20 protein-coding genes are annotated in these 19,407 nt (G+C 67.7%); 7 read left to right on the top strand and 13 right to left on the bottom strand.

All coding sequences use genetic code 11. The features are described from left to right. Nucleotides 1–28: 28 nt before the first annotated feature. The gene (locus tag CA237_RS15845) at nucleotides 29–1,066 is read left to right on the top strand and encodes a nucleotidyltransferase domain-containing protein (RefSeq protein WP_206433000.1); all 1,038 of its coding nucleotides are present in this window, start codon (nucleotides 29–31) and stop codon (nucleotides 1,064–1,066) included. 22 nt (nucleotides 1,067–1,088) lie between these two features. On the opposite strand, the gene CA237_RS15840 is transcribed toward CA237_RS15845, so the two are convergent. The 5 genes from CA237_RS15840 to CA237_RS15820 form a co-directional block, all read right to left on the bottom strand. Continuing rightward, complete coding sequence (locus CA237_RS15840) at nucleotides 1,089–3,539, bottom strand: TonB-dependent receptor (RefSeq protein WP_126014711.1); 2,451 nt, start codon at nucleotides 3,537–3,539, stop codon at nucleotides 1,089–1,091. A gap of 76 nt (nucleotides 3,540–3,615) precedes the next feature. After that, nucleotides 3,616–3,876, bottom strand: a complete 261-nt coding sequence (locus tag CA237_RS15835) for a WGR domain-containing protein (RefSeq protein WP_164523897.1) — start codon at nucleotides 3,874–3,876, stop codon at nucleotides 3,616–3,618. Nucleotides 3,877–3,957: 81 nt separating this feature from the next. After that, the gene (locus CA237_RS15830; protein ID WP_126014709.1) at nucleotides 3,958–4,197 is read right to left on the bottom strand and encodes a hypothetical protein; all 240 of its coding nucleotides are present in this window, start codon (nucleotides 4,195–4,197) and stop codon (nucleotides 3,958–3,960) included. Next, the gene (locus tag CA237_RS15825) at nucleotides 4,194–4,676 is read right to left on the bottom strand and encodes an SAM-dependent methyltransferase (RefSeq protein WP_241215518.1); all 483 of its coding nucleotides are present in this window, start codon (nucleotides 4,674–4,676) and stop codon (nucleotides 4,194–4,196) included. Before CA237_RS15825 ends, CA237_RS15830 begins: the two co-directional genes overlap by 4 nt. Continuing rightward, complete coding sequence (locus tag CA237_RS15820; protein ID WP_126014707.1) at nucleotides 4,673–4,924, bottom strand: hypothetical protein; 252 nt, start codon at nucleotides 4,922–4,924, stop codon at nucleotides 4,673–4,675. Before CA237_RS15820 ends, CA237_RS15825 begins: the two co-directional genes overlap by 4 nt. Nucleotides 4,925–5,140: 216 nt before the next feature. Here CA237_RS15820 and CA237_RS15815 point away from each other — a divergent pair, with 216 nt between their 5' ends. Further along, the gene (locus tag CA237_RS15815; protein ID WP_126014705.1) at nucleotides 5,141–5,395 is read left to right on the top strand and encodes a hypothetical protein; all 255 of its coding nucleotides are present in this window, start codon (nucleotides 5,141–5,143) and stop codon (nucleotides 5,393–5,395) included. Nucleotides 5,396–5,533: 138 nt separating this feature from the next. Here the strand turns inward: CA237_RS15815 and CA237_RS15810 are convergent, their stop codons facing one another. Together CA237_RS15810 and CA237_RS15805 are read right to left on the bottom strand one after the other, a co-directional pair. After that, nucleotides 5,534–6,226, bottom strand: a complete 693-nt coding sequence (locus CA237_RS15810; protein ID WP_126014703.1) for an anti-sigma factor — start codon at nucleotides 6,224–6,226, stop codon at nucleotides 5,534–5,536. After that, nucleotides 6,223–6,705: an RNA polymerase sigma factor gene (locus tag CA237_RS15805; RefSeq protein ID WP_126014701.1), complete on the bottom strand. Its 483-nt coding sequence runs from the start codon at nucleotides 6,703–6,705 to the stop codon at nucleotides 6,223–6,225. Before CA237_RS15805 ends, CA237_RS15810 begins: the two co-directional genes overlap by 4 nt. Nucleotides 6,706–6,969: 264 nt before the next feature. On the opposite strand from CA237_RS15805, the gene CA237_RS20070 reads away from it, so the two are divergent. From CA237_RS20070 to CA237_RS15790, 3 genes are all read left to right on the top strand, one after another. Beyond that, on the top strand, nucleotides 6,970–8,235 hold the full coding sequence (locus CA237_RS20070) for a S8 family serine peptidase (protein ID WP_241215517.1): 1,266 nt from the start codon (nucleotides 6,970–6,972) through the stop codon (nucleotides 8,233–8,235). A 96-nt stretch (nucleotides 8,236–8,331) separates the two neighbouring features. After that, entirely contained in the window at nucleotides 8,332–9,129 is a 798-nt protein-coding gene (locus CA237_RS15795) for a hypothetical protein (protein WP_126014700.1), read from the top strand. Then, nucleotides 9,126–10,013, top strand: coding sequence for a hypothetical protein (locus tag CA237_RS15790; RefSeq protein ID WP_126014698.1), 888 nt, complete (start codon nucleotides 9,126–9,128; stop codon nucleotides 10,011–10,013). Before CA237_RS15795 ends, CA237_RS15790 begins: the two co-directional genes overlap by 4 nt. A 64-nt stretch (nucleotides 10,014–10,077) precedes the next feature. Here the strand turns inward: CA237_RS15790 and rfbA are convergent, their stop codons facing one another. The 4 genes from rfbA to rfbC are packed head-to-tail and all read right to left on the bottom strand — an operon-like array spanning nucleotide 10,078 to nucleotide 13,461. Continuing rightward, entirely contained in the window at nucleotides 10,078–10,947 is an 870-nt protein-coding gene (gene rfbA, locus CA237_RS15785; RefSeq protein WP_126014696.1) for a glucose-1-phosphate thymidylyltransferase RfbA, read from the bottom strand. Further along, nucleotides 10,944–11,834 carry a dTDP-4-dehydrorhamnose reductase gene (gene rfbD, locus CA237_RS15780; RefSeq protein WP_126014694.1) on the bottom strand — a complete coding sequence of 297 codons (891 nt, stop codon included), beginning with the start codon at nucleotides 11,832–11,834 and terminating at the stop codon, nucleotides 10,944–10,946. The genes rfbA and rfbD overlap by 4 nt, the downstream gene beginning before the upstream one ends. Further along, nucleotides 11,834–12,883 (bottom strand): dTDP-glucose 4,6-dehydratase, encoded by a 1,050-nt coding sequence (gene rfbB / locus CA237_RS15775; RefSeq protein ID WP_126014692.1) that lies wholly within the window; start codon nucleotides 12,881–12,883, stop codon nucleotides 11,834–11,836. Before rfbB ends, rfbD begins: the two co-directional genes overlap by 1 nt. Nucleotides 12,884–12,897: 14 nt before the next feature. After that, nucleotides 12,898–13,461, bottom strand: a complete 564-nt coding sequence (gene rfbC, locus CA237_RS15770; RefSeq protein WP_126014690.1) for a dTDP-4-dehydrorhamnose 3,5-epimerase — start codon at nucleotides 13,459–13,461, stop codon at nucleotides 12,898–12,900. Between the two features lie 551 nt (nucleotides 13,462–14,012). Between rfbC and CA237_RS15765 the strand changes: the two genes are divergently transcribed. Beyond that, nucleotides 14,013–15,179: a nucleotide sugar dehydrogenase gene (locus CA237_RS15765; protein ID WP_126014687.1), complete on the top strand. Its 1,167-nt coding sequence runs from the start codon at nucleotides 14,013–14,015 to the stop codon at nucleotides 15,177–15,179. A 79-nt stretch (nucleotides 15,180–15,258) separates the two neighbouring features. Here CA237_RS15765 and CA237_RS15760 read toward each other — a convergent pair whose 3' ends face one another. After that, nucleotides 15,259–16,791, bottom strand: coding sequence for a beta-3-deoxy-D-manno-oct-2-ulosonic acid transferase (locus CA237_RS15760; protein WP_241215516.1), 1,533 nt, complete (start codon nucleotides 16,789–16,791; stop codon nucleotides 15,259–15,261). A gap of 337 nt (nucleotides 16,792–17,128) precedes the next feature. On the opposite strand from CA237_RS15760, the gene CA237_RS15755 reads away from it, so the two are divergent. Continuing rightward, a complete protein-coding gene (locus tag CA237_RS15755) occupies nucleotides 17,129–18,049 on the top strand; it encodes a hypothetical protein (protein ID WP_126014685.1) in 921 nt (306 codons plus the stop codon). On the opposite strand, the gene CA237_RS15750 is transcribed toward CA237_RS15755, so the two are convergent. After that, a protein-coding gene (locus CA237_RS15750; RefSeq protein WP_126014683.1) for an IS3 family transposase occupies nucleotides 18,046–19,217 on the bottom strand; the annotation gives its coding sequence in 2 pieces (ribosomal slippage) (nucleotides 18,046–18,953 and nucleotides 18,953–19,217; 1,173 coding nt in all). The genes CA237_RS15755 and CA237_RS15750 overlap by 4 nt on opposite strands. Nucleotides 19,218–19,407 lie beyond the last annotated feature (190 nt).

Here is a 19,407-nt window from a genome sequence, read left to right as displayed (position 1 = left end):
TCCCAGAAAAGGGATAACGCTCGCGCCCATGTTGGACCTGAGCGCGCAGCAGACCCGGCAGCTGATCGATTGCGAGCAGCTTTATGTGACGTATCGCGACACGATCCGCGAACTGGCCGCGCGCTATGCCGGGTCGATGGCGTGGAAGACGGTCAAGGAGCGGACCTATCTGTATCGCAAGACCGATGGCGTCTGGAAAGGTCTGGGCGCAGAAGATGACCGTACGCGCGAAGCCCATGCCGCCTTCCATGCCGGGCGCGATACGTTGCGCGACCGGCGCGACCGGCTCGACCAGCGGTTGCGCGAAATGGCGCCGGTCAACCGGGCGCTGCGTCTGGGCCGGGTGCCGGTCCTGTCGGCGCGAATCCTCCGCCGGCTCGACCGCGAAGGGATGCTGGGCCGGGGGCTGAAGATCGTCGGAACCCATGCGCTCTACGCCTATGAGATGATGGGTGGGGTGCAGCTGGGCGCGGAAGCGATGACCACGATGGACATCAACATCCTGTACGATGCGCGCCGGTCGCTGAAGATCGTGGGCGATATGCGGGCGGACGGGCTGATCGGATTGTTGCAGCGACTGGACGGCAGCTTCCACGCCACCGCGCCGGGCAGTTTCCGGGCGGTCAACGATGCGGCCTATATGGTCGACCTCATCACGCCCACGACGCGCTTTCCCGCCGAGGCGCGGTCCCCGGCGCGGATCGGCGATCCGGCCGACGACCTGGTGGCGGTGGAGATTGCCGGGCTGGCGTGGCTGGAAAATGTGCCGGTGGTCGAACGGATCGTCATCGACGAACGGGGATTGCCGCTGTGGATGGCGGTGCCCGATCCCCGCGCGTTCCTGTGCCACAAGCTGTGGGTGGCCGGTCGGGCCGATCGCGACGTGATGAAGCAGCGCCGCGACCGGCTTCAGGCGGAGACGCTGGCCCGGATGCTGGCGACGCGCCTGCCGGCGATGCGGATCGACGATCCGGCGCTGGCCGCCGTGCCGAAGGCGCTGCGCGCACCGGGGGCCGCGCTGCTGGCGTCGTTCGCCGGGGACGATGCGGCGGGGTGGGACGATTGATCCCACGCCCGCCGCGCGTCGCTCAGAACGACGCCGACACCGTGACGCCATAGGTGCGCGGGTCGCCGGGCTGGCCGACGATCAGGCCGGTATTGCCCGATTGGGTGGCCAGCAGCTCGTAATAATTCTGGTCGAAGGCGTTGCGCAGCCACAGGAACGCATTCCACCCGGCATCGGCGCGGTAGCCGAGGCGGAAATTGGCGATGCTGTAGCCGTCGATCCAGGTGTAGGCCGAGGGCGACGGATTGGACGAGAAGCGCGAGCGATAGCTGCCGTCGAAGCCCAGATAGGCATTGCCGTCGGTATCGCCGATCTTCGCCGGCAGGGTATATTCCGCGCCATAGCTGAACGCCCATTTCGAGATGCCGGGCAGGCGTTGCCCCGATACGTCGCACGCGGTCGGGCTGATGCCGCCGGGGGTGCCGGGCGCGCTGGGGCTTTGCCCGGCCGCCGCCGTGCCGCCCGACAATTCGGGCGGGCAGGGGGCGTCGACGAAGCGGACGTACTTCGCATCGGTATAGGCGGCGTTGGCGTAGAGGTTCAGCCGCTCGGTCGGGCGGAAGGCGGTGTCGAGTTCCACGCCGCGCGTGCGCACCGCCTCCGCATTCGCCAGATAGCCGCGCAGCACGCCCAATTGCCCGTTGGTCACCGTCGCCTGATACTCGCCGATATCGGTCCAGAAGGCGGCGAGGTTGGCGGTGATCCGGCGGTCGAGCCACTGGGTCTTCACGCCCAGTTCGTAATGGTTGACCCGTTCGGGCTTTACCTGCGCCGCGGCGAGGATCGGGTTGTTGTTGCCGTCCAGCGGCAGGCCCGACAGGTTGATCCCGCCCGATTTATAGCTGCGGGCATAGGTTGCATAGGCATGGACGTCGCGCGCGACGTCATAGGCGAGGGTGACGTCGCCCGACACGTTCCAGTCGTCGAAATCGGGCCGGTACGACTGCGGGGCCAGCACGCCGCAGCGGTCGCGGGTCACGCTGCTGGCGGCCTGCGATGCCGCCGAACAGTTGAGCAGCGCGCCGGTGCCGGTGGTGACGACCGAGACGTAATCGCCGGTCTTCTTGTCGTAATTCACCCGCACGCCCGGCGCGATCGACAGCGCGTCGGTCAGGTGCCAGGTGAGCTTGCCGAACACCGCCGCGCTGGTGTTGGAAAAACCGATGGTGTTGCGCGCGGTCAGCCCGTTCAGCACCGCCGGGTTCGCCGCATTGGCACCGGTCGGGTTGAGCAGGAAGCGCGACGCCGCCGGCCCCTGTACCTGCAACCCCTGCGTATCGATCGTCTGGTGGAAATAGAACAGGCCTGCGACGTAATCGACGGCGCGTTTCCCGTTCGATGCGATGCGCAGTTCCTGGCTCCACTGGCGCTGCTGCGACGGGTTGGCCGACACGGTGGTGATCGGCAGGCCGGTGAAGTCGCGGTCGTTCGACGGGTCCCAGTTCCAGAACCGCCACGCACTGACCGAGGTCAGCGTTGCCGCGCCGAGATCGAGATTGCCGACCAGCGAGACGCCGCCCAGCTCCTGTCGCGCACGCAGCGGGGTGTCGAGGTCGGTCAGCCGGTCGAACGCGTCGGTCGAGGGCGGGGCATAGCCGAACGCGCCGGCCAGCGCCGCATATTGGCGCGCCAGCGGCCGCTGCGTCGTGCCGGTGCGGACATAGATTTGCGCGCAGCAATCGGGGTTCTGGTGGCCGTAATCACCGTACAGCGTGACGTCGAGGTTGGCGGCGGGCTTCCACAGCAGCTGCCCGCGCACGCTCTGATTGTCCTGCGCATTGGCATAGCCGCCGAGCGCCGTGTTGCGGATCGTGCCCCGCCGCGACGTGACCGAGGCGGAGATGCGCGCGGCCAGCGTGTCGCCGATGATCGGGCCGGAGGCGGATGCCTTCGCCTGGATGAAGTCGTAATTGCCGGTGGTCAGCTCGACGCGCGCTTCGGGGGTGAAGCTGGGCTTGCGCGTGGTGATGTTGATCGCGCCGGCGGTGGTATTCTTGCCGTACAGCGTCCCCTGCGGCCCGCGCAGGATTTCGATGCGTTCGGTGTCGGTGAAGTCGAACGTCGCGGACGCGATGCGGCTGTAATAGACCCCGTCGACATAGATGCCGACGCCCTGTTCGATGCCGTCGTTGGTGAGGCCGAACGGCGCGCCCAGCCCGCGGATATTGGCGGCGGAATTGCGCGGGTTGGTCGAATAGAATTGCAGCGTGGGTTGCAGCTGGGTCAGGCGGTTGACGTTGTACGCCCCCGTGTCCGCCAGCGTCGTGCCGCCGATCACCGACATCGCGATCGGCACCTGCTGCACCGTTTCGACGCGGCGGCGGGCGGTGACGACGATCTCGCCCGTGTCGGCGGGGGCGAGGCGTCCGGTGTCGGCGCGGGTCTCTCCCTCGGGTGCCTGCACGACCGGTTCGGGGGGCGGCGCAGGCTGTGCAGCGACCTGCGCCAGAATCAGCGCCAACGACAATGCCATGCGTAATCTCCCTGCCTTTGATGGGAGAATGGCGCAGGGCTATATGTCCAGCAACAACGTAGGAATTTAGCGTGCCCTAGTTTGGCTTGTAGCCCACCCCGATCCGGCGGCGCCCGCCCGCCCGCCGGGCGAGCAGGCGGCGGACATGGGCCAGCGCGGCGTTGTCGTCGGCAAAGGCGCGCACCAGCCTTTGCCCCGCGCGCCCGATCCGGCCCCATTGCGTCTCGACCAGCAGCATCCCGAACAGGTCGCGATAGACGACCACGCGCCAGCGCCGGGCGATGCCCCGTGCGGGGTCGCGGGCGGTCAGCTCGATGGGCACGAACGGCAGCTCCATGGACCCGTTATCGCGCGGGCGCGCGGGCGTGTCGCATGGATTGTTTGAATCAGGGCGGCGGGGTTCGATCGAGCGGGTGAATCAACGGTGCCGCCGCAGCCGCGCGGCGTGGACGACCTCGACGGTGCGGCCATGGCCGCGCCATCCGGCGCGCACCATCTGTCCGACGCGCTTGCCGTGCAGCAGCAGCGGCAGCGCGAGCAGCGCCAGCGGCAGGAAGGCGAGCGCCAGCAGCGATCCGTCGAGTGCCGGCGCCATCGCGCACGATAGCGCCAGCAGTACCAGCCCGGCCGCCTTCCAGCGCAGGTCGCGGCGGGTCATGGCGCGCTGTCGCCATCGGCGATCACCCGGATCGCCGCCGCCGCCAGCACCGCCGCCATGCCGGTCGCATCGGCATCGCGCCCGCCATGCCACAGCAGCAGGTCGGCGGGGGCCTCCGCCTCCTGCACCAGTGCGCCGCGCATGTCGGTCATGTCGAAGGCGAGGCCGATCGCCGGGTCATGCAGCCGCGCCGCGGCGGCGCGCGCGCGGCCGATCATTGCCGGCGACCCGTCGATGCCGCGCCCCTCGATCGCGGTGAAGCCCATCGCGCGGGCATGGCGCGCGACCTCGATCAGCAGCGTGCCGCAGGCGCAATCGGCATCGACGATCCGCACCGCATGGCGATGGGCGTCGCGCAGATCCTGCAGCGCGGCGACGATGTGCGGCCAGCGCGGGTCGGCGCGTACCGCGCGGCGGACGGGGGCCGGGGGCGGGGTCATGCGCTGCGCGGCGGGGGCAATGCGGGCGGCGGTCCTCATGCCGCCACCCGTTCGCCATCGGTGAGCGGCGCGAAGGACACGCACGGGACCAGCGGCGCGGTCGCCATGCACAGGCAGGCATGGTGCATCCGGCATTCGCCGCGCGCATAGCCGATCGCGGCATCGCGCGACACGAACCGTCCTTCGAGGCGGTGGCCGCTGTCCTGCACCAGCCAGTGGCCGGCGGCGTCCTGCCCGACATAGATGGTCGCGGGTTCGTCAGGCTCCGGATTGGGTTCGCGTGACATGCAATCGGTCTTTCCAAAGGTCGGGCGTCCTGCACCCGCCACCGTCAGCTATGCCCCGCCGCATTGGGTTTCGAGAGCGATTCCAGGGAATTGCATAGCGCGCGCATAGTGCGGCGCGTGCGATTATGCCGGCGCTATGCGAAAGGTGGAAATCGCTCTCGTCTTGCTATGCCGCGCCCGATAGCTGGTGTGCCACGTTCGAGAGGGAGACGTGGCATGGAGCAGTGGCTGACCCGCCGGGGCGACCTGGCCTTGCGCCTGTTGGGGCTGGTGTTGCTGATGGTGGCGGGGGCGGCGCTGCACTGGCTCTGTGCGCTCCACGTGCCGCCGCAATCGGCGGGGCTGCTGGCCTATGGGCTGGGTGCGATCACCTATGTCGGGGCGAGCAGCGGCGCGGCGCTGGTGATATTGGGGCGGCATCTGTTCGACGAGGTGACGGTGAGTGCACGCTGGGGGCGGCATCGGGGATAGCGGGTTCTCGACGGACGCTTCTCGACAGGCTCGAAGCTGTTCGAACCGAACGGGGTGGTTGGGGGGAATGACGGACGGTGGCGTGAGAAGTCGTGCCCCCGCCTGCGCGGAGGTACGTCCATCAATATGGGTGCGTCTTTACCGCCCCTTCAGCGCCGCCGCCTCGCCCGCCGCGTCGAGCGGGTCGCCCGCCGCCATCGCCTGCGCCTGTTCCAGCACCGCGGCCATCGGCGATCCGGCCTGGGCATAGGCGGTGGTGGTGGTCGCCGCGCCGCCCTGCAGCGCCTGTACCCGCCATGGGCCTTGGTCGCCGGCACAGGCGATGCCGCCGGTCGTGCCGGTTTCGAACGTGCGGCACAGCGCGCCGGCGCGGTCGCGGAAGGTGATGCCGATCTTGACCGGCGCCTGCGGCCCCTGCGTCGAGGCGAGCTGCGTGTCGAGCGCCTTTGCCAGCCCCCCTTGCGCGACCGCCGTGCCGCCTTCGAACCCCAGCTCGCTGCCCGACCGCGGCACCAGCTGCCCGAGCAGCAGCCCGGCGACGAGGCTGGCGGCGACCGCGCCCCACCAGCGCTGCGGCCTGGGCGCCCGTTTGCGGGTCGGGAAGGGCACCACATTGTCGGCGCGCGCGAACAGCGCCTCGACCCCGGCGGGCATCGGCTGCGTGTCGAGGCTGGCGAAACTACCGCGCAGCCGGGCGGTCAGCGCGCGGTGGCGTTCTACCTCGGCGGTGAGCGCCGGATCGTCGGCGATCGCCCGCTCGACGCGTTTCGCGGCGATCGGGTCCAACTCGCCATCGGCATAGGCGGCCAGCGTTTCGGGATCGATCGTCATGCCGCTTCCCCCAGATGCCCCAGCAGCGCCTCGCGCCCGCGCACCAGGCGCGAGGTGAGCGTGCCGATCGGAATATCGAGAATCTCCGCCGCCTCGCGGTAGGCAAAGCCCTCCACCATCACCAGCGCGATCACCTCACGCTGTTCGGGCGGCAGCTTGCCCATCGCCCGGCCGATATTGTGCATTTCCACGGTCATTTCCTGTTCGCCCTGCCGCCCCACGACGTCGCCTTCCTCCGGTGGCACGAAGGTTTCGCGCCGCCGCGCCTGTGCCCGAACCGTGTCGATCCACAAATTGCGCAGGATGCGGATCGCCCATGCATCCAGCCTGGTGCCGGCCTGCCACTGGTCGCGGCGGGTGAGCGCACGCTCGACCGCGGCCTGCAACAGATCGTCGGCATCGGCGGGGTTGCGGGCGAGCGCATGGGCGACACGCCGCAACCGGGGCAGATGCGTCAGCAATTCGTTTTCGAAGCGCAACGGTATCCTTTCGGGCTTCGGGGATGAAACGGATGGCGTCGCCCGTTTCATCCGGCATGACGCACGAAAATCCTAGCGGCGATTGGATTTGGCGGGTGATGTCGCCGGTGACGCCCGCCAAAACCATCTTCGTCACCCCGGACGTGATCCGGGGTCCCGCTTCTTCTTTTGGCGTGGGAAAGAAGCGGGACCCCGGGGCAAGCGCGGGGTGACGATCAAAGCGTCGATCGGGTTGGCAGGCGCGGGCAGGGAGGGTGGAGTGTGATGACGGGATCGAACTTCCTGCGCTGCGTGGCACTGGCGCTGGCCCTGCCGACCGCAGCATCGGCGCAGCTGCTGCCACCGGTGCCGCAGCTCCCCCAGCTGCCCGGCCGGGTGAGGGAGGCGGTGGGCGATCTTCGCGGCGCGCTGCCGATCGATGCGGCGGTGGACGACGCCCGCCAGCTGGCGCGGCAGTCGGTGGCGCGCGCCCGCGACCTCGCGCGCCGCTTTCCCGACCGGATCGAGCTGGACCGCGACAATAATCCCGTCCGCGCGGGTGAGGTGACGCTGGCCGACCCCGATCCGGCGCTGCTGGCGCTGGCGCAGCGCGCGGGGTTTTCGGTGATCGCGAGCGAGCGCTACGACGATCTCGGCATCGGTTTCGCCCGGCTGCGGGCGCCGGCCGGGCTGTCGGCGGTGGCGGCGGCGCGGGTGCTGGGCAAGATCGCCGGCGCCGACCGGGTGACGCTGGACCCGCTGTACAGTGCGAGTGGGGAGGGAATGCCGTCCGCAGGGGTGCGGGAAGGGGTTGACCCGGCCTCCGCCCCCGGCCCCGGCCCCGGCCCCAAACGCATCGGCATCATCGACGGCGGGGTTTCGCCCGGCACCCCCGGCCTTGCCGCGCAACAGGGCTTTGCCAGCGGCGCCCCGCGCGCCAGCGACCATGGCATGGCGCTCGCCTCGCTGCTGACCGGTGGCGGCGGCATCCGCACCAGCGCGCCCGGCACGGCGCTCCACGTCGCCGACGTCTATGGCAGCGACCCGGCGGGTGGCAGCGCCAGCGCGCTGGCCCGCGCGATCGCGTGGATGGTGCAGACCAGGGTGCCGGTGGTGGTGATGAGCCTGGCCGGCCCCGACAATGCGCTGCTCGGCCGCTTCGTCGCGGCGGCGCGGGCGCGGGGGACCGTTATCGTCGCGGCGGTCGGCAATAACGGCCCCGCCGCCCCGCCGGCCTATCCCGCCAGCTATCCGCAGGCGATCGCCGTCACCGGCGTCGACGGGCGCGGGCGGGTGCTGGTGGAGGCGGGGCGGGCCAGCCACCTCGACTATGCCGCACCGGGGGCGGACATGCTGGCGCTGAACGCGGCGGGACAGGCGCATGGCGTGCGCGGCACGTCGTTCGCCGCCCCGCTGGTCGCCGCGCGGTTGTCGGCGGTGTGGGGCGGCGATGCGGCGGCGGCGATGAAGGCGCTCGACCGCGAGGCGAAGCGCGGCGGCCGCACCGGGCGCGGGGTGCTGTGCCAGGACTGCCGGACGCCGGCGCGGTAGCAAGACGCATCGGTTTCGGAGGCAACTCCCCCGGCCGTCCCTTCCGCCCGCGCTACCGGACATTATACGTTTCGGTAGAGAAACGGGGGAATTCACATGACATTCTGGATGGGCGCGCTGGCCTTGCTCGTGTCGGGGACCGCACAGACGCAGACCTGCGAACTGCATATCTGGCCGAGCGAAACCTATCGCGGCATGAAGATGAGCGGCCTGGGGATGTTCGGTGGGGCATTGGGCGGGGCGATCGATCAGGCGGCGAACAAGGGAAAGGCCGCGACGATCACCGACCGGATGCACGACGACCTGTCGCCCGAGGCGCAGGTCGATGCACTGCGCGCTGCCGATGCGGCGGGGATGCTCGGCCTGACCGGCTATACCATCGTGGTCGAACCGGCGGTGCCGTCCGATGCGGCGGCCAAGGCCGATCCGGCGGTCAGGCAGGCGCTGCGCACGATGCAGGCCAGCCTGAAAGCGGGCAAACGGCTGAGCACCGCCACCACGCCCTGCTATGCCGAACTGGTCGGGGGCGAGCTGTTCTATGTCAGGAAACCGCTGGTCGGCACCAACCTGTTCGCCAAATGGACCTTTCGCGATTTCGGGCGCGATGGCGGGGCCAAGCCGCGCAGCTTCCCCGGACAGGTGAAGAACCCGCTGGCGATCTTCCCGGCGAAAACGCCCGACCAGGCGGAAGCGGCGAGGGCCGACCTGCGCGACGCCTATGCCAAGGGGTTTGCCGAATATGTCGCGAAGAAGGTGCGCGGCGCGTCGGCGGTGACGGCGGCGCTGGACGCTTCGCAAAAAAAATCGCACCCGCCGGGATTAAAGCGAAACCGGCACCCGTTCTCCTTCACGAAGCGCCCCTCGCGGCGCACGAACACAGGAGAACAGCCATGAAGACCATGTTCCTGATGGGTGCGGCCCTTGCCGCCGCGATCGCGACCCCCGCCTCGGCCCAGCTGCTGGGCGGCGGCGGCGGCGGTGGGCTGACCGGCGGGCTGGGCGGGAGCCTGAGCGGTGGGATCGGCGGTAATCTCGGCGGCAATATCGACCGCACCGTCGCCCCGGTTCGCGACCGCGCCGACACCACCGCGCGCACCGCGCGGCGCGGCGGGGGCGAGGTGACCACCGAACGGCAGGTCGACCGGCGCAGCGGCCGGGTGCGCGGCGGCGGATCGGCCCGCGGCGACGGTGCGATCGACGGCACCGCCCAGGCGCTGGGTAGCACGGTCGGCGGTTCGGGCAGCGGCTCGGGCAGTGCGGGTGGCAGCGTCGATGCGCAGCTGATCGGCACCGATGCCGTCCGCGACACCGCCGGCGCGGCGCGCGACCGGGTGCGGAACGGCGTCGCCACCACCCGCGACCGGGCGGCGGGTGCCGTTGGCAATGTCCGTGACCGGGCACAGGGCACGGTCCGCGACACGGCGGGCGGCCTGACCGGTGCGGCCAGCGGCAGTGCTTCGGGTACCGCGAACGGCACGATCGGCAACGGATCGGCTTCGGGCAGCGGATCGGGCGAAGGCGCCCTGTCGCTGATGGGCGGCGGCGCGATCCCCGCGCTGAACCCCGGCCAGACCGTCCGCGACGCCAAGGGCGAAGCGATCGGCCGCGTCCAGTCGGTTCGCCGCAGCGCCGCCGGCCGGGTGGAATCGGTGACGATGGCGATCGGCAAGCGCGTCGCCACCCTCCCGGCCGACAACTTCACCGTGCAGGGCGACGTGCTGGTGTCCGCGATGGGCGAAGGCCAGGTAAAGCGCGCGGCGAAGGACCAGGCGGAGTAAGCGCTCCGGCCTGACAAGGGGACGCCGGTCACGGGAGGGAGCCCGTGGCCGGCGTTTTTGTGCGTTACTTGCCGTCCACTGCGTTCAAGATCGCCCGCCCATAGGCGGTCTTCTTGAACCGTTCGCCCGCTTCGCGTGCCTGGTCGGCCGAGATGAACCCCATCTCGAACGCGATTTCCTCAAGACACGCGACCTGCACGCCTTGGCGATGCTGGAGCGTGCGGACGAACTCGCCGGCTTCGAGCAGGCTGTCGTGCGTGCCGGTGTCGAGCCACGCATAGCCGCGGCCCATCTGTTCGACGTACAGGTTGCCGGCCTCCATGTAGAGCCGGTTGAGATCGGTGATTTCCAGCTCGCCGCGCGGAGACGGCTTCAGGTTGCGGGCGTATTCGACGACGCGGTTATCGTAGAAATAGAGACCCGTTACCGCATGGTTCGACTTCGGAGCGGCCGGCTTTTCCTCAAGGCTGATCGCGCGACCGCCTTCGCCGAATTCGACCACGCCGTAGCGCTCCGGGTCCTCGACGCGGTAGCTGAACACAGTGGCCCCGGTCGGGCGCGCGACGGCGCTGGCGAGCAGGTCGGTCAGGTGCGCGCCGAAGAAGATATTGTCGCCCAGCACCAGCGCGACATTGTCGTCGCCGATGAAGTCCGCGCCGATGGTGAACGCCTGCGCGAGGCCATCGGGGCTGGGCTGTTCGGCGTATTGCATCGACAGGCCGAAGGCCGATCCGTCGCCGAACAGGCGGCGATAATTGTCGATGAATTCCGGCGATGAGATGATGAGGATGTCACGGATGCCCGCGAGCATCAGCACGCTCAGCGGGTAATAGATCATCGGCTTGTCATAGACGGGCAGCAGCTGCTTGTTCACCGCCAGCGTCGCCGGGTGAAGCCGCGTGCCCGAGCCGCCGGCGAGGATGATGCCCTTCATGCTTTGTGTCCGATCAGTTCGTCGAGAATGTCGCTGAGTGCCGCCTGCCACGGACGTGGGGCGATGCCATAGGCGGCGTGGATGGCGGTGTGGCTGAGCAGCGAGTTCGACGGGCGCTTGGCCGGCGTCGGATAATCGCTGCTGGGGATCGGCACGACCTGCGCCGTGGCCCCACTGCGCATGGCCGATTGTGCAAAGATTTCGCGCGCGAAGCCTGCCCAGCTGACCGCGCCGGCATTGCTGAAGTGGAAGGTGCCGGTCGGTGCTGCGTCGTCCTCGGCGAGGCGCACGGCGATCGTCAGCAGCGCCTGCGCCAGATCGGCGGCGCTGGTCGGCGACCCGACCTGATCGTCGACCACCGACAGCGTGTCGCGGGTCGCGCCGACGCGCAGCATCGTCTTCACGAAATTATTGCCCTGCGCCGACACGACCCAGGCGGTGCGTACGATCGCGTGGCGCACGCCGGCGGTGCGCACCGCCAGCTCGCCGCCCAGCTTCGACGCGCCATAGACGCCGAGCGGTGCGACCGGATCGTTCACCTCCCACGCGCCGTCCTTGTCGCCAGCGAAGACGTAATCGGTCGATACCTGCACCAGCGGGATGTTTGCCGTGGCACAGGCCTGCGCAAAGGCGGCGGGCGCCAGCGCGTTGATCGCCCAGGCGGCGACCACATCGCTCTCGGCCTTGTCGACCGCGGTATAGGCCGCACCGTTGATGACCGCCGCCCAGTCGCGCGACACGACCATGGCGGCGATCGCCGCCGGATCGGTCAGGTCCAGCGCGGCGCGGTCGAGTGCCACCACCTCGTACCCGGCGGGGCAGGGGATGCGCGCCAGCTCATGCCCCAGCTGGCCATTCGCGCCGGTGACGAGGATCGGCCGCGTCATCAGGCGACGCCGCGCCGCTGCGACGCCTTGGCTGCGACCAGCGGACGCCACCAGGCTTCGTTGGCCAGATACCATATGACCGTCTTGCGGATGCCGGTCTCGAAGGTTTCGGCCGGGTGCCAGCCCAGTTCGTCCCCGATGCGCGACGCGTCGATCGCATAGCGCTTGTCATGGCCCGGACGGTCGGCGACCTCGGTCATCTGCTCGGCATAGGGCCGGCCATCGGCGCGCGGGCGCAGTTCGTCGAGGATCGCGCACAGCGTCTTCACGACCTCGATATTCTGCCGCTCGTTATGGCCGCCGACATTGTAGGTCCGGCCGACCTCGCCACGCTCGAACACCGCCTGCAACGCGCGGACGTGATCCTCGACATACAGCCAGTCGCGCACCTGATCGCCCTTGCCGTAGATCGGCAGCGGTTCGCCATCCAGCGCCTTGGCGATCATCAGCGGGATCAGTTTTTCGGGGAAGTGATACGGCCCGTAATTGTTCGAACAGTTGGTGATGAGCACCGGCAGGCCGAAGGTATGGCCCCATGCGCTGACCAGATGGTCGCTGCCCGCCTTCGACGCCGAATAGGGCGAGCGCGGGTCATAGGGCGTGTCTTCGGTGAACAGCCCGGTATCGCCCAGCGTCCCGTACACTTCGTCGGTCGAGATATGGTGGAAGCGGAAAGCCTTGCGCGCATCCTCGTCCAGCGACAGCCAATAGGCGCGCGCCTCGGCCAGCATGGTGTAGGTGCCGACGACATTGGTCTGGATGAACGCGCCCGGCCCGTCGATCGAGCGGTCGACATGGCTCTCGGCCGCCAGGTGGGTGATGACGTCAGGCTTGAACGACGTGATCGCGCTGCGCACGGCGTCGGCGTCGCAGATGTCGCCCTGCACGAAGCTGTAGCGATCGCTGTCCGCCACCCGCTCGACCGTCGACAGCGTGCCGGCATAGGTCAGCTTGTCGAAGTTGAGGACCGTATAGTCGGTATTCTCGATCAGGTGGCGCACCAGCGCCGACCCGATGAAGCCGGCCCCGCCGGTGACGAAGATGCGCATAGAATTGGTCCTTATCAGGAAAGCGGGGCCAGCGGGCGGCCGTCATAGGGAAACGGGCTGTCGAACTCAGCCAGCGTCGGTTGACGGGTGTCCTTGGGCGAAAGTTCGGGAATGGTCCCGGCGGGCATCGGCCAGTCGATGCCCACGCTGTCCCATGCGATCCCGCCATCATGGTCGGGGGCGTAGGTGTCGGAGCATTTGTAGGTGACTTCGCAATCCGGCTCGAGCGTCACGAAGCCGTGCGCGAAGCCGATCGGAATGAAGAGCTGGTGGCCGTTTTCGGCGCTGAGTTCGGCCCCGACCCACTGGCCGTAGGTCGGCGATCCCTTGCGCACATCGACCGCGACATCGAAAATCCGCCCGCGGATGCAGCGCACCAGCTTGTCCTGTCCGCGCGGCGGCGTCTGGAAATGCAGGCCGCGCAGCGTGAAGGCGGGGGCGGAGTAGGAGTGGTTGTCCTGCACGAAGGTCACGTCGATGCCGAGGGCTGCGAAGGCTGGGACCGAATGGACTTCGGTGAACCAGCCACGGGCGTCGCCATGGCGTTTCGGGCGGATGAGTTGGACGGGGGAAGTCATCGTTGAAGTTCCTATGCCGCATTGATGGCGATTACCCGTTGCGGCGAGGAGGCGGTCAAGACCATTTGACTGAATTACCGGCGCGCAACCGTTTATATGAGTTTCTGTCCCTGGCGGTTCGGACGGCGTTGTCCCGACGGATCGCTGGACGGTGTACAAAATGCTATTCTCTGAGCTATTTATGATCATATCAGGTTCGACAAACTGCTCATAGATGATTGGGTACCATTGCGCCGATCGTTTGATGCCATCCATGGCCTTTGTGCGTCGCGCCGGGGTTGCCGCAGTAGCGACGGCTGCCGGTCCTTTGAACCGGATCGATATTCCTACCCATATCGACACCCGGATATGTTCTATGACGGCGTAGAGAGTCGGCTTCTTTGATCGCAGACGACGCTTGATCGGCGGGATATCGATTGGCCCAAGTCGTTCATATCGCGCTGCAGCATCGTAGTAGCTTCTTTTGGTCGGGGGGGCTTGTTGCCGGCTCACTCCATCGGCTAGGCGGGTTGCCATTGGCGGATGCTCCGTGGGGGACGCGGGACGTATTTATGAAGATCGCGGTTTTTGGCCTGGGCTATGTCGGCATGTCCAACGCCGTCCTGCTGGCACAGCATAACGATGTCGTGGCCGTGGACATTTCGGAAGACCGCGTTGCGCTGGTCAACGACCGCAAGTCGCCGATCGTCGATGCCGAGCTGGAACGCTTCCTGGTCGAACGCACGCTCAACCTGACCGCGACGACCGATGCGGCGCAGGCGCTGGCCGGCGCGGACTATGTGATCGTCGCCACCCCGACCAACTACGATGTCGAAACCGACAAGTTCAACACCGGCTCGGTCGAGGCGGTCATCCGCCAGGCGGCGGCGACCGCCCCCGACGCCACGATCATCGTCAAGTCGACGATTCCCGTCGGCTTCGTCGACGATGTGCGCCAGCGGCTAAACGCGCCGAACGTGGTGTTCAGCCCCGAATTCCTGCGCGAAGGGCGCGCGCTGTACGACAATCTCCACCCGTCGCGGATCATCGTCGGCGAACGCTCCGAACGTGCGCGCATCTTTGCCGACCTGCTGCTGCAGGGCGCGGAAAAGAAGGATGCGCCCATCCTGTTCACCGATTCGCGGGAAGCGGAGGCGATCAAGCTGTTCGCCAACACCTATCTCGCGATGCGCGTCGCCTTCTTCAACGAACTCGACAGCTATGCCATCGCCGGCGGCATGGACACGCGTCAGATCATCGAGGGCGTCGGCCTCGATCCGCGGGTCGGCATGCACTATAACAACCCCAGCTTCGGCTATGGCGGCTATTGCCTGCCCAAGGATACGAAGCAGCTGCTGGCGAATTATTCCGAAGTGCCGCAGAACCTGATCCGCGCGATCGTCGATGCGAACCGCACGCGGAAAGACTTCCTGGCCGACCAGATCATCGCCCGCCGTCCCAAGCGCGTCGGCGTCTATCGCCTGACGATGAAGGCCGGGTCGGACAACTTCCGCCAGTCGTCGATCCAGGGGATCATGAAGCGGGTGAAGGCCAAGGGGATCGAGGTCGTCGTGTACGAACCCTCGCTGCACGAGGATAATTTCTTCGGATCGCGCGTGGTCAAGGACCTCGACGCGTTCAAGGCCGATTGCGACATCATCATCGCCAACCGCGCCGCCCCCGAACTGGCCGATATCGGGACCAAGCTGTTCACGCGGGATATCTTCGGCTCGGATTGATTTGCGTTGCTTGACGGGGGGCGAGAAGCCCCCCGTCAGAGCGGGGTCATTCGGGGCAAGACATCATCTCTACTGCTTCCTATCGCTCGGGGATCTTGTACCGTGATCGGATTATGTGCCCCTGCAGGTTGCGCAGCCAAGTGGTAGGGTTATGGACGGGTTTCGTACCGGCAAGGCGCGACACCAGTATCTCCGGGCCGCACGGTAACTGGGTATGCGGGTCCAGATAGCGCGGATACAGAATCAGGGCACCGGCGATTAGTTCGTCGAGCGAAAGGCACCGCTTGCGGCGTGGATGGGGTACCATGTCCCGTGTCAGCGACCATCCGGCATAGAAGGGCAGGCCGTGCGCCACCACTTCGCGCCCGACCAGCAACGCTTCGAAGCCCGCGAGCGATGTAACGACATGGACGGCGTCCACCCCAGCCATCAGGCTGCGCAGGCTGCCGCCCCGGACAACCCGATCGACATGGTTCAGCGCCAGGGCATCGGGGATTGCGCCATCGCGAAACCCGGCCTCGACGTCGGGATGGGGGCGATACCAGATTTCGGCATCGGGTTCACAGCGGCGCACCGCACGCAGCAGGTCGATCGGCTCGTCCAGTCCGCATCCACCCAGGCGAACCGACACGTCGTTCCGCACTTGTCCGATCGCAAGTACGCGCCGGTGCGATCGCCCCACCGACGCATCGGAGGCATCACCGGGATCGACGCCGTATTTCCCGATTCCGCAGGCCACGATCGCCTGTCGCAGCGCGGCTGCCCGTGCGCGGGTCGCCGGATCAAAATGGGCAGTGGCCAGAAGATGTTCGAGGTCGCTGGGATGGCTCGCATCGAAATGCGCTGCCTGCCAGTCCAACGTGATCGACCACGGCCGATGCAATGCGCTCCCCAGGCCGTTAGAGCGCAGGAAGCCGTCTTCGACCAATGCGACGTGCCGTCCGGCGGCGCGGGCCGTGCTGACCGACCGTTCATCGGTGCGCGACGGCCAGGCAGCGATCGCATCGGCCCCCTTGCCGATTGCCGATACGAAGCGCAGCGGCCGGTGCCTTGGTGCCCAGAGGAACTGACGGATGGCGCGGCGTTTCCACCATGCCATCCCCGTCGCGGCAGCGATCGGTCGATTGGCATCGATCCCTGTACGCCAGAACGCCAGCAGCAATACCGCGTCCGATGCCGTGGCGGGCCTGTCGGTGAAGGGGTCGCGATAGAGCGTGTCGAGGCATAGGTGACGCAGCACGGCATCGGGACAGGCACCCTGCGCCGCGTCGCCGAAGCGTCCCTGTCCGAAAAGCCGGACCGGAACCCCGGCGATCAGCGCCAGCGCGGCGATCTCGTCATCAGCATCGGCCATTACCAGTTCGGCCGTAGCCAGCGAGGACCACGGATCCCGTGTTCTTTGCAGGACATGGCCTTCTCCCGCCGCCCGCCGCCCGAGCGCGGCATCCATGGCGCGCGCCTGTGCCCGGTGCCGCGGCGCCAGGATGATGCGGGGGCGACCGGTCACCGGAGGCAACCAGAATGCACCCCCGACGCGGGCAGCGCGGATTGCCGCGAACAGTTCATCGCGCGCTGCCGGACCCGGCATGTCCCGTACCGTGCCGGCAGCCATCGTGCCACGGCTTACCGCAGCGACATGGCGTGCTACCCAAGGAAAGGGCGGCGACCGCAGCAGTGGCGCGCGGCGATGCGGGGCATATCCGGTGAGCAGCGGGATCGACGGCAGAACCAGGGGTGCGTCCTTTCGGTGCGCGTGTGCAGTCACGATCCGGTACGCCATGGGCACCATGCGCGTTTATCGTGCGTTACCCTAGGCGATGATGTCACGTCGTGCCACCTTGCGCATGGTCGCCGGATCGCTGGCAGCCGGAAGCGCTGTCGCAGCCACCCCCATCCGCCATAATTATATCGACGATCTGGCAGGCTTCGTGCCCGGCCGCACCGATCCGGTGTCGGCGGCGGCCAACAGCGCGGCGGTCGATGCCGCGTTCGCCAGCGGTCTGCGCGCGCTCCATATCCGCCCCGGCACGTCGTTCGCCATCGCGCGTAGCCTGGTATTACCCAGTGGCGGTACGCTGGTGGGACATGGCAAGGGGCAGCAGCGCCCGACGATTGTCATGCCCGCCGCATGCTTTACCAACGACCGGGGCGACGCTGGCAGCCGTTATGGCCCGACCGCGGCGGGGATTGTCGTCGCTACGGACAACCGCGCGGCACAGGCCGCACAGGGCGTGCGCATCGTCAACATCGCCCTGCGGTCGGAACGGCGCGATGGACGGGTGCTGCGCGGTATCGTGGCGCGCAACGTCGTGGACCTGGAATTGGCGGACGTCGACATATCGGGGCTACCGGTCGGGGTCGCGTTCTGCCTTGCCTCAATCCGGGGAAGCAGTCGCATCGAACGATGCCGCGCGCATGATTGCCGCAGCGATCGCGACTGGGGGGCGCAGCACCCGCAGATTACCGGGCTGGAAATCGACAACGACCGTATCGACGACGTTGCCACCACCGGGTTGGTGGTAGACGGATTCCGGGCGGAAGACCTTACCGTCGGTCCGGCATTTCTGGCGGCGCACGGGTATGAAACCGACGGTGTCAACATTTGCGCGCCGGAGGCGACGGGTAACCTGTTCCGTGACATCCTGGTCCGCAATGTGGGGGAGGGTATCGATACCTTTGGCTGCGACAGCCGGTTCGAAAAGGTCGTTGCGCAGAATTGCCATATCTATGGCATCAAATGTGTCCATGGCGCATCGCGCAACGTGTTCGATCGTCCGATCATCCGGAATGCCGGTCTGGCGGGGATCACAGTGTCTGGGTCCAATGAACGGGTGAGCAGCCCCCACCGGGTGGTCCGGGTAGATAGTTAGTGCATTGTCGTCTCCGCCGCCATTGCCGGGCGCAGGTGGAGCGAAGCGGAACCGGAGGCCGGCAATGGCGGCGTCGCCGCTTCTGGTGCGGGTGGGCGATAGCCCAGGCTGCTATGTGGCCGGATGGTGTTGTAGTGGCGCCGCCACGCCTCGATCAGCACTCTGGCCTCGGCGAGGCTGTAGAAGATCTCTCCGTTAAGCAGCTCGTCACGCAGCGAGCCATTGAAGCTCTCGTTGTAGCCGTTCTCCCATGGCGAGCCTGGCGTGATGTAGAGCGTGTTCACGCCGATCTGCCCAAGCCATTTCTGGACTGCGGTGGCGATGAACTCGCTGCCGTTGTCCGATCTGATATGGGCAGGCGGGCCCCGGTCAATGAACAGCTCGGCCAGGGCCGCCAGCACATCTTCGTGGCGAAGCTGACGGGCGACCACCAGCGCCAGGCACTCGCGGCTGGCCTCGTCGATGATCGTGAGGATGCGGAACTTGCGCCCGTCGTGCGTCCGTGCCTCGACAAAGTCGTACGCCCAGATGTGCCCGGGATATTCCGGCCGCAGCCGAATACACGAGCCATCGTTCAACCACAGCCGACCACGTTTCGGCTGTCGCTGAGGCACCTTCAGCCCCTCGCGTCGCCAGATCCGTTCCACCCGTTTGTGGTTCACCGACCAGCCGGCCGCATGCAGCAGTGCGGTTACCCGGCGATAGCCGTAGCGCCCGTACTGCCTGGCCAGCGCGACGATGTCGTCGGTCAGCGCCTCCTCGTCATCTGCCCCACACGGCACTTTGCGCTGCGTCGACCGATGCTGCCCGAGGACGCGGCACACCCGTCGCTCGGACACATCCAGCACCTCACGCACCTGGTCGATGCACCGCCGGCGCCGTGCGGGGCTCAGAAGTTTCCCCGCGCCGCCTCCTGCAGGATCAGCTTGTCCAATGTCAGGTCCGAGATCGCGCGACGCAGCCGGAGGTTCTCCTTCTCCAGATCCTTCATCCGCCGCGCCTGATCCGTCTTCAGACCACCATATTCCTTGCGCCATCGGTAATAGGTCTGCTCGCTGACTGCGATGCGCCGGCATGCCTCGGCCGTCGTGCCGCCCTGGCCCAGCATGATCTCAACCTCACGCAGCTTGCCGATGATCTCCTCGGGCTTGTGCTTCTTCGCTGGCATTCGTCGTCCCTTCCTCGATCCAGACTGTCATAGTCGATGGACCACTCAGAAGGGGGCAGCTCAGATCTCGCCACGATCACGGTCATGCTCGCGAACGCACGCGCGGATGACATCGTACTCGAACCGAGCGCCGGCAACGGTCTCCTGGTAGCGGGCCTCCCGCCGATCGCGGCGCTCCAGCTCAACGAGA

It is taken from the genome of Sphingomonas sp. ABOLH (assembly GCF_003951715.1).
GTDB lineage: Bacteria > Pseudomonadota > Alphaproteobacteria > Sphingomonadales > Sphingomonadaceae > Sphingomonas > Sphingomonas hankookensis_A.
Note: the sequence above shows the minus strand (reverse complement) of the source record. Positions and strands in the feature narration are given on the sequence as shown.

What these genes read in the sequence shown, in the direction of transcription:
- CA237_RS20070 (WP_241215517.1), top strand. Translation starts at nt 6,970, where the DNA reads ATGACGGGATCGAACTTCCTGCGCTGCGTGGCACTGGCGCTGGCCCTG.
- rfbC (WP_126014690.1), bottom strand. Translation starts at nt 13,461, where the DNA reads ATGACTTCCCCCGTCCAACTCATCCGCCCGAAACGCCATGGCGACGCC.
- CA237_RS15845 (WP_206433000.1), top strand. Translation starts at nt 29, where the DNA reads ATGTTGGACCTGAGCGCGCAGCAGACCCGGCAGCTGATCGATTGCGAG.
- CA237_RS15810 (WP_126014703.1), bottom strand. Translation starts at nt 6,226, where the DNA reads ATGACGATCGATCCCGAAACGCTGGCCGCCTATGCCGATGGCGAGTTG.
- rfbB (WP_126014692.1), bottom strand. Translation starts at nt 12,883, where the DNA reads ATGCGCATCTTCGTCACCGGCGGGGCCGGCTTCATCGGGTCGGCGCTG.
- CA237_RS15795 (WP_126014700.1), top strand. Translation starts at nt 8,332, where the DNA reads ATGACATTCTGGATGGGCGCGCTGGCCTTGCTCGTGTCGGGGACCGCA.
- rfbA (WP_126014696.1), bottom strand. Translation starts at nt 10,947, where the DNA reads ATGAAGGGCATCATCCTCGCCGGCGGCTCGGGCACGCGGCTTCACCCG.
- CA237_RS15840 (WP_126014711.1), bottom strand. Translation starts at nt 3,539, where the DNA reads ATGGCATTGTCGTTGGCGCTGATTCTGGCGCAGGTCGCTGCACAGCCT.
- CA237_RS15830 (WP_126014709.1), bottom strand. Translation starts at nt 4,197, where the DNA reads ATGACCCGCCGCGACCTGCGCTGGAAGGCGGCCGGGCTGGTACTGCTG.
- CA237_RS15815 (WP_126014705.1), top strand. Translation starts at nt 5,141, where the DNA reads ATGGAGCAGTGGCTGACCCGCCGGGGCGACCTGGCCTTGCGCCTGTTG.
- CA237_RS15835 (WP_164523897.1), bottom strand. Translation starts at nt 3,876, where the DNA reads ATGGAGCTGCCGTTCGTGCCCATCGAGCTGACCGCCCGCGACCCCGCA.
- CA237_RS15760 (WP_241215516.1), bottom strand. Translation starts at nt 16,791, where the DNA reads ATGGCTGCCGGCACGGTACGGGACATGCCGGGTCCGGCAGCGCGCGAT.
- rfbD (WP_126014694.1), bottom strand. Translation starts at nt 11,834, where the DNA reads ATGACGCGGCCGATCCTCGTCACCGGCGCGAATGGCCAGCTGGGGCAT.
- CA237_RS15790 (WP_126014698.1), top strand. Translation starts at nt 9,126, where the DNA reads ATGAAGACCATGTTCCTGATGGGTGCGGCCCTTGCCGCCGCGATCGCG.
- CA237_RS15825 (WP_241215518.1), bottom strand. Translation starts at nt 4,676, where the DNA reads ATGAGGACCGCCGCCCGCATTGCCCCCGCCGCGCAGCGCATGACCCCG.
- CA237_RS15820 (WP_126014707.1), bottom strand. Translation starts at nt 4,924, where the DNA reads ATGTCACGCGAACCCAATCCGGAGCCTGACGAACCCGCGACCATCTAT.
- CA237_RS15765 (WP_126014687.1), top strand. Translation starts at nt 14,013, where the DNA reads ATGAAGATCGCGGTTTTTGGCCTGGGCTATGTCGGCATGTCCAACGCC.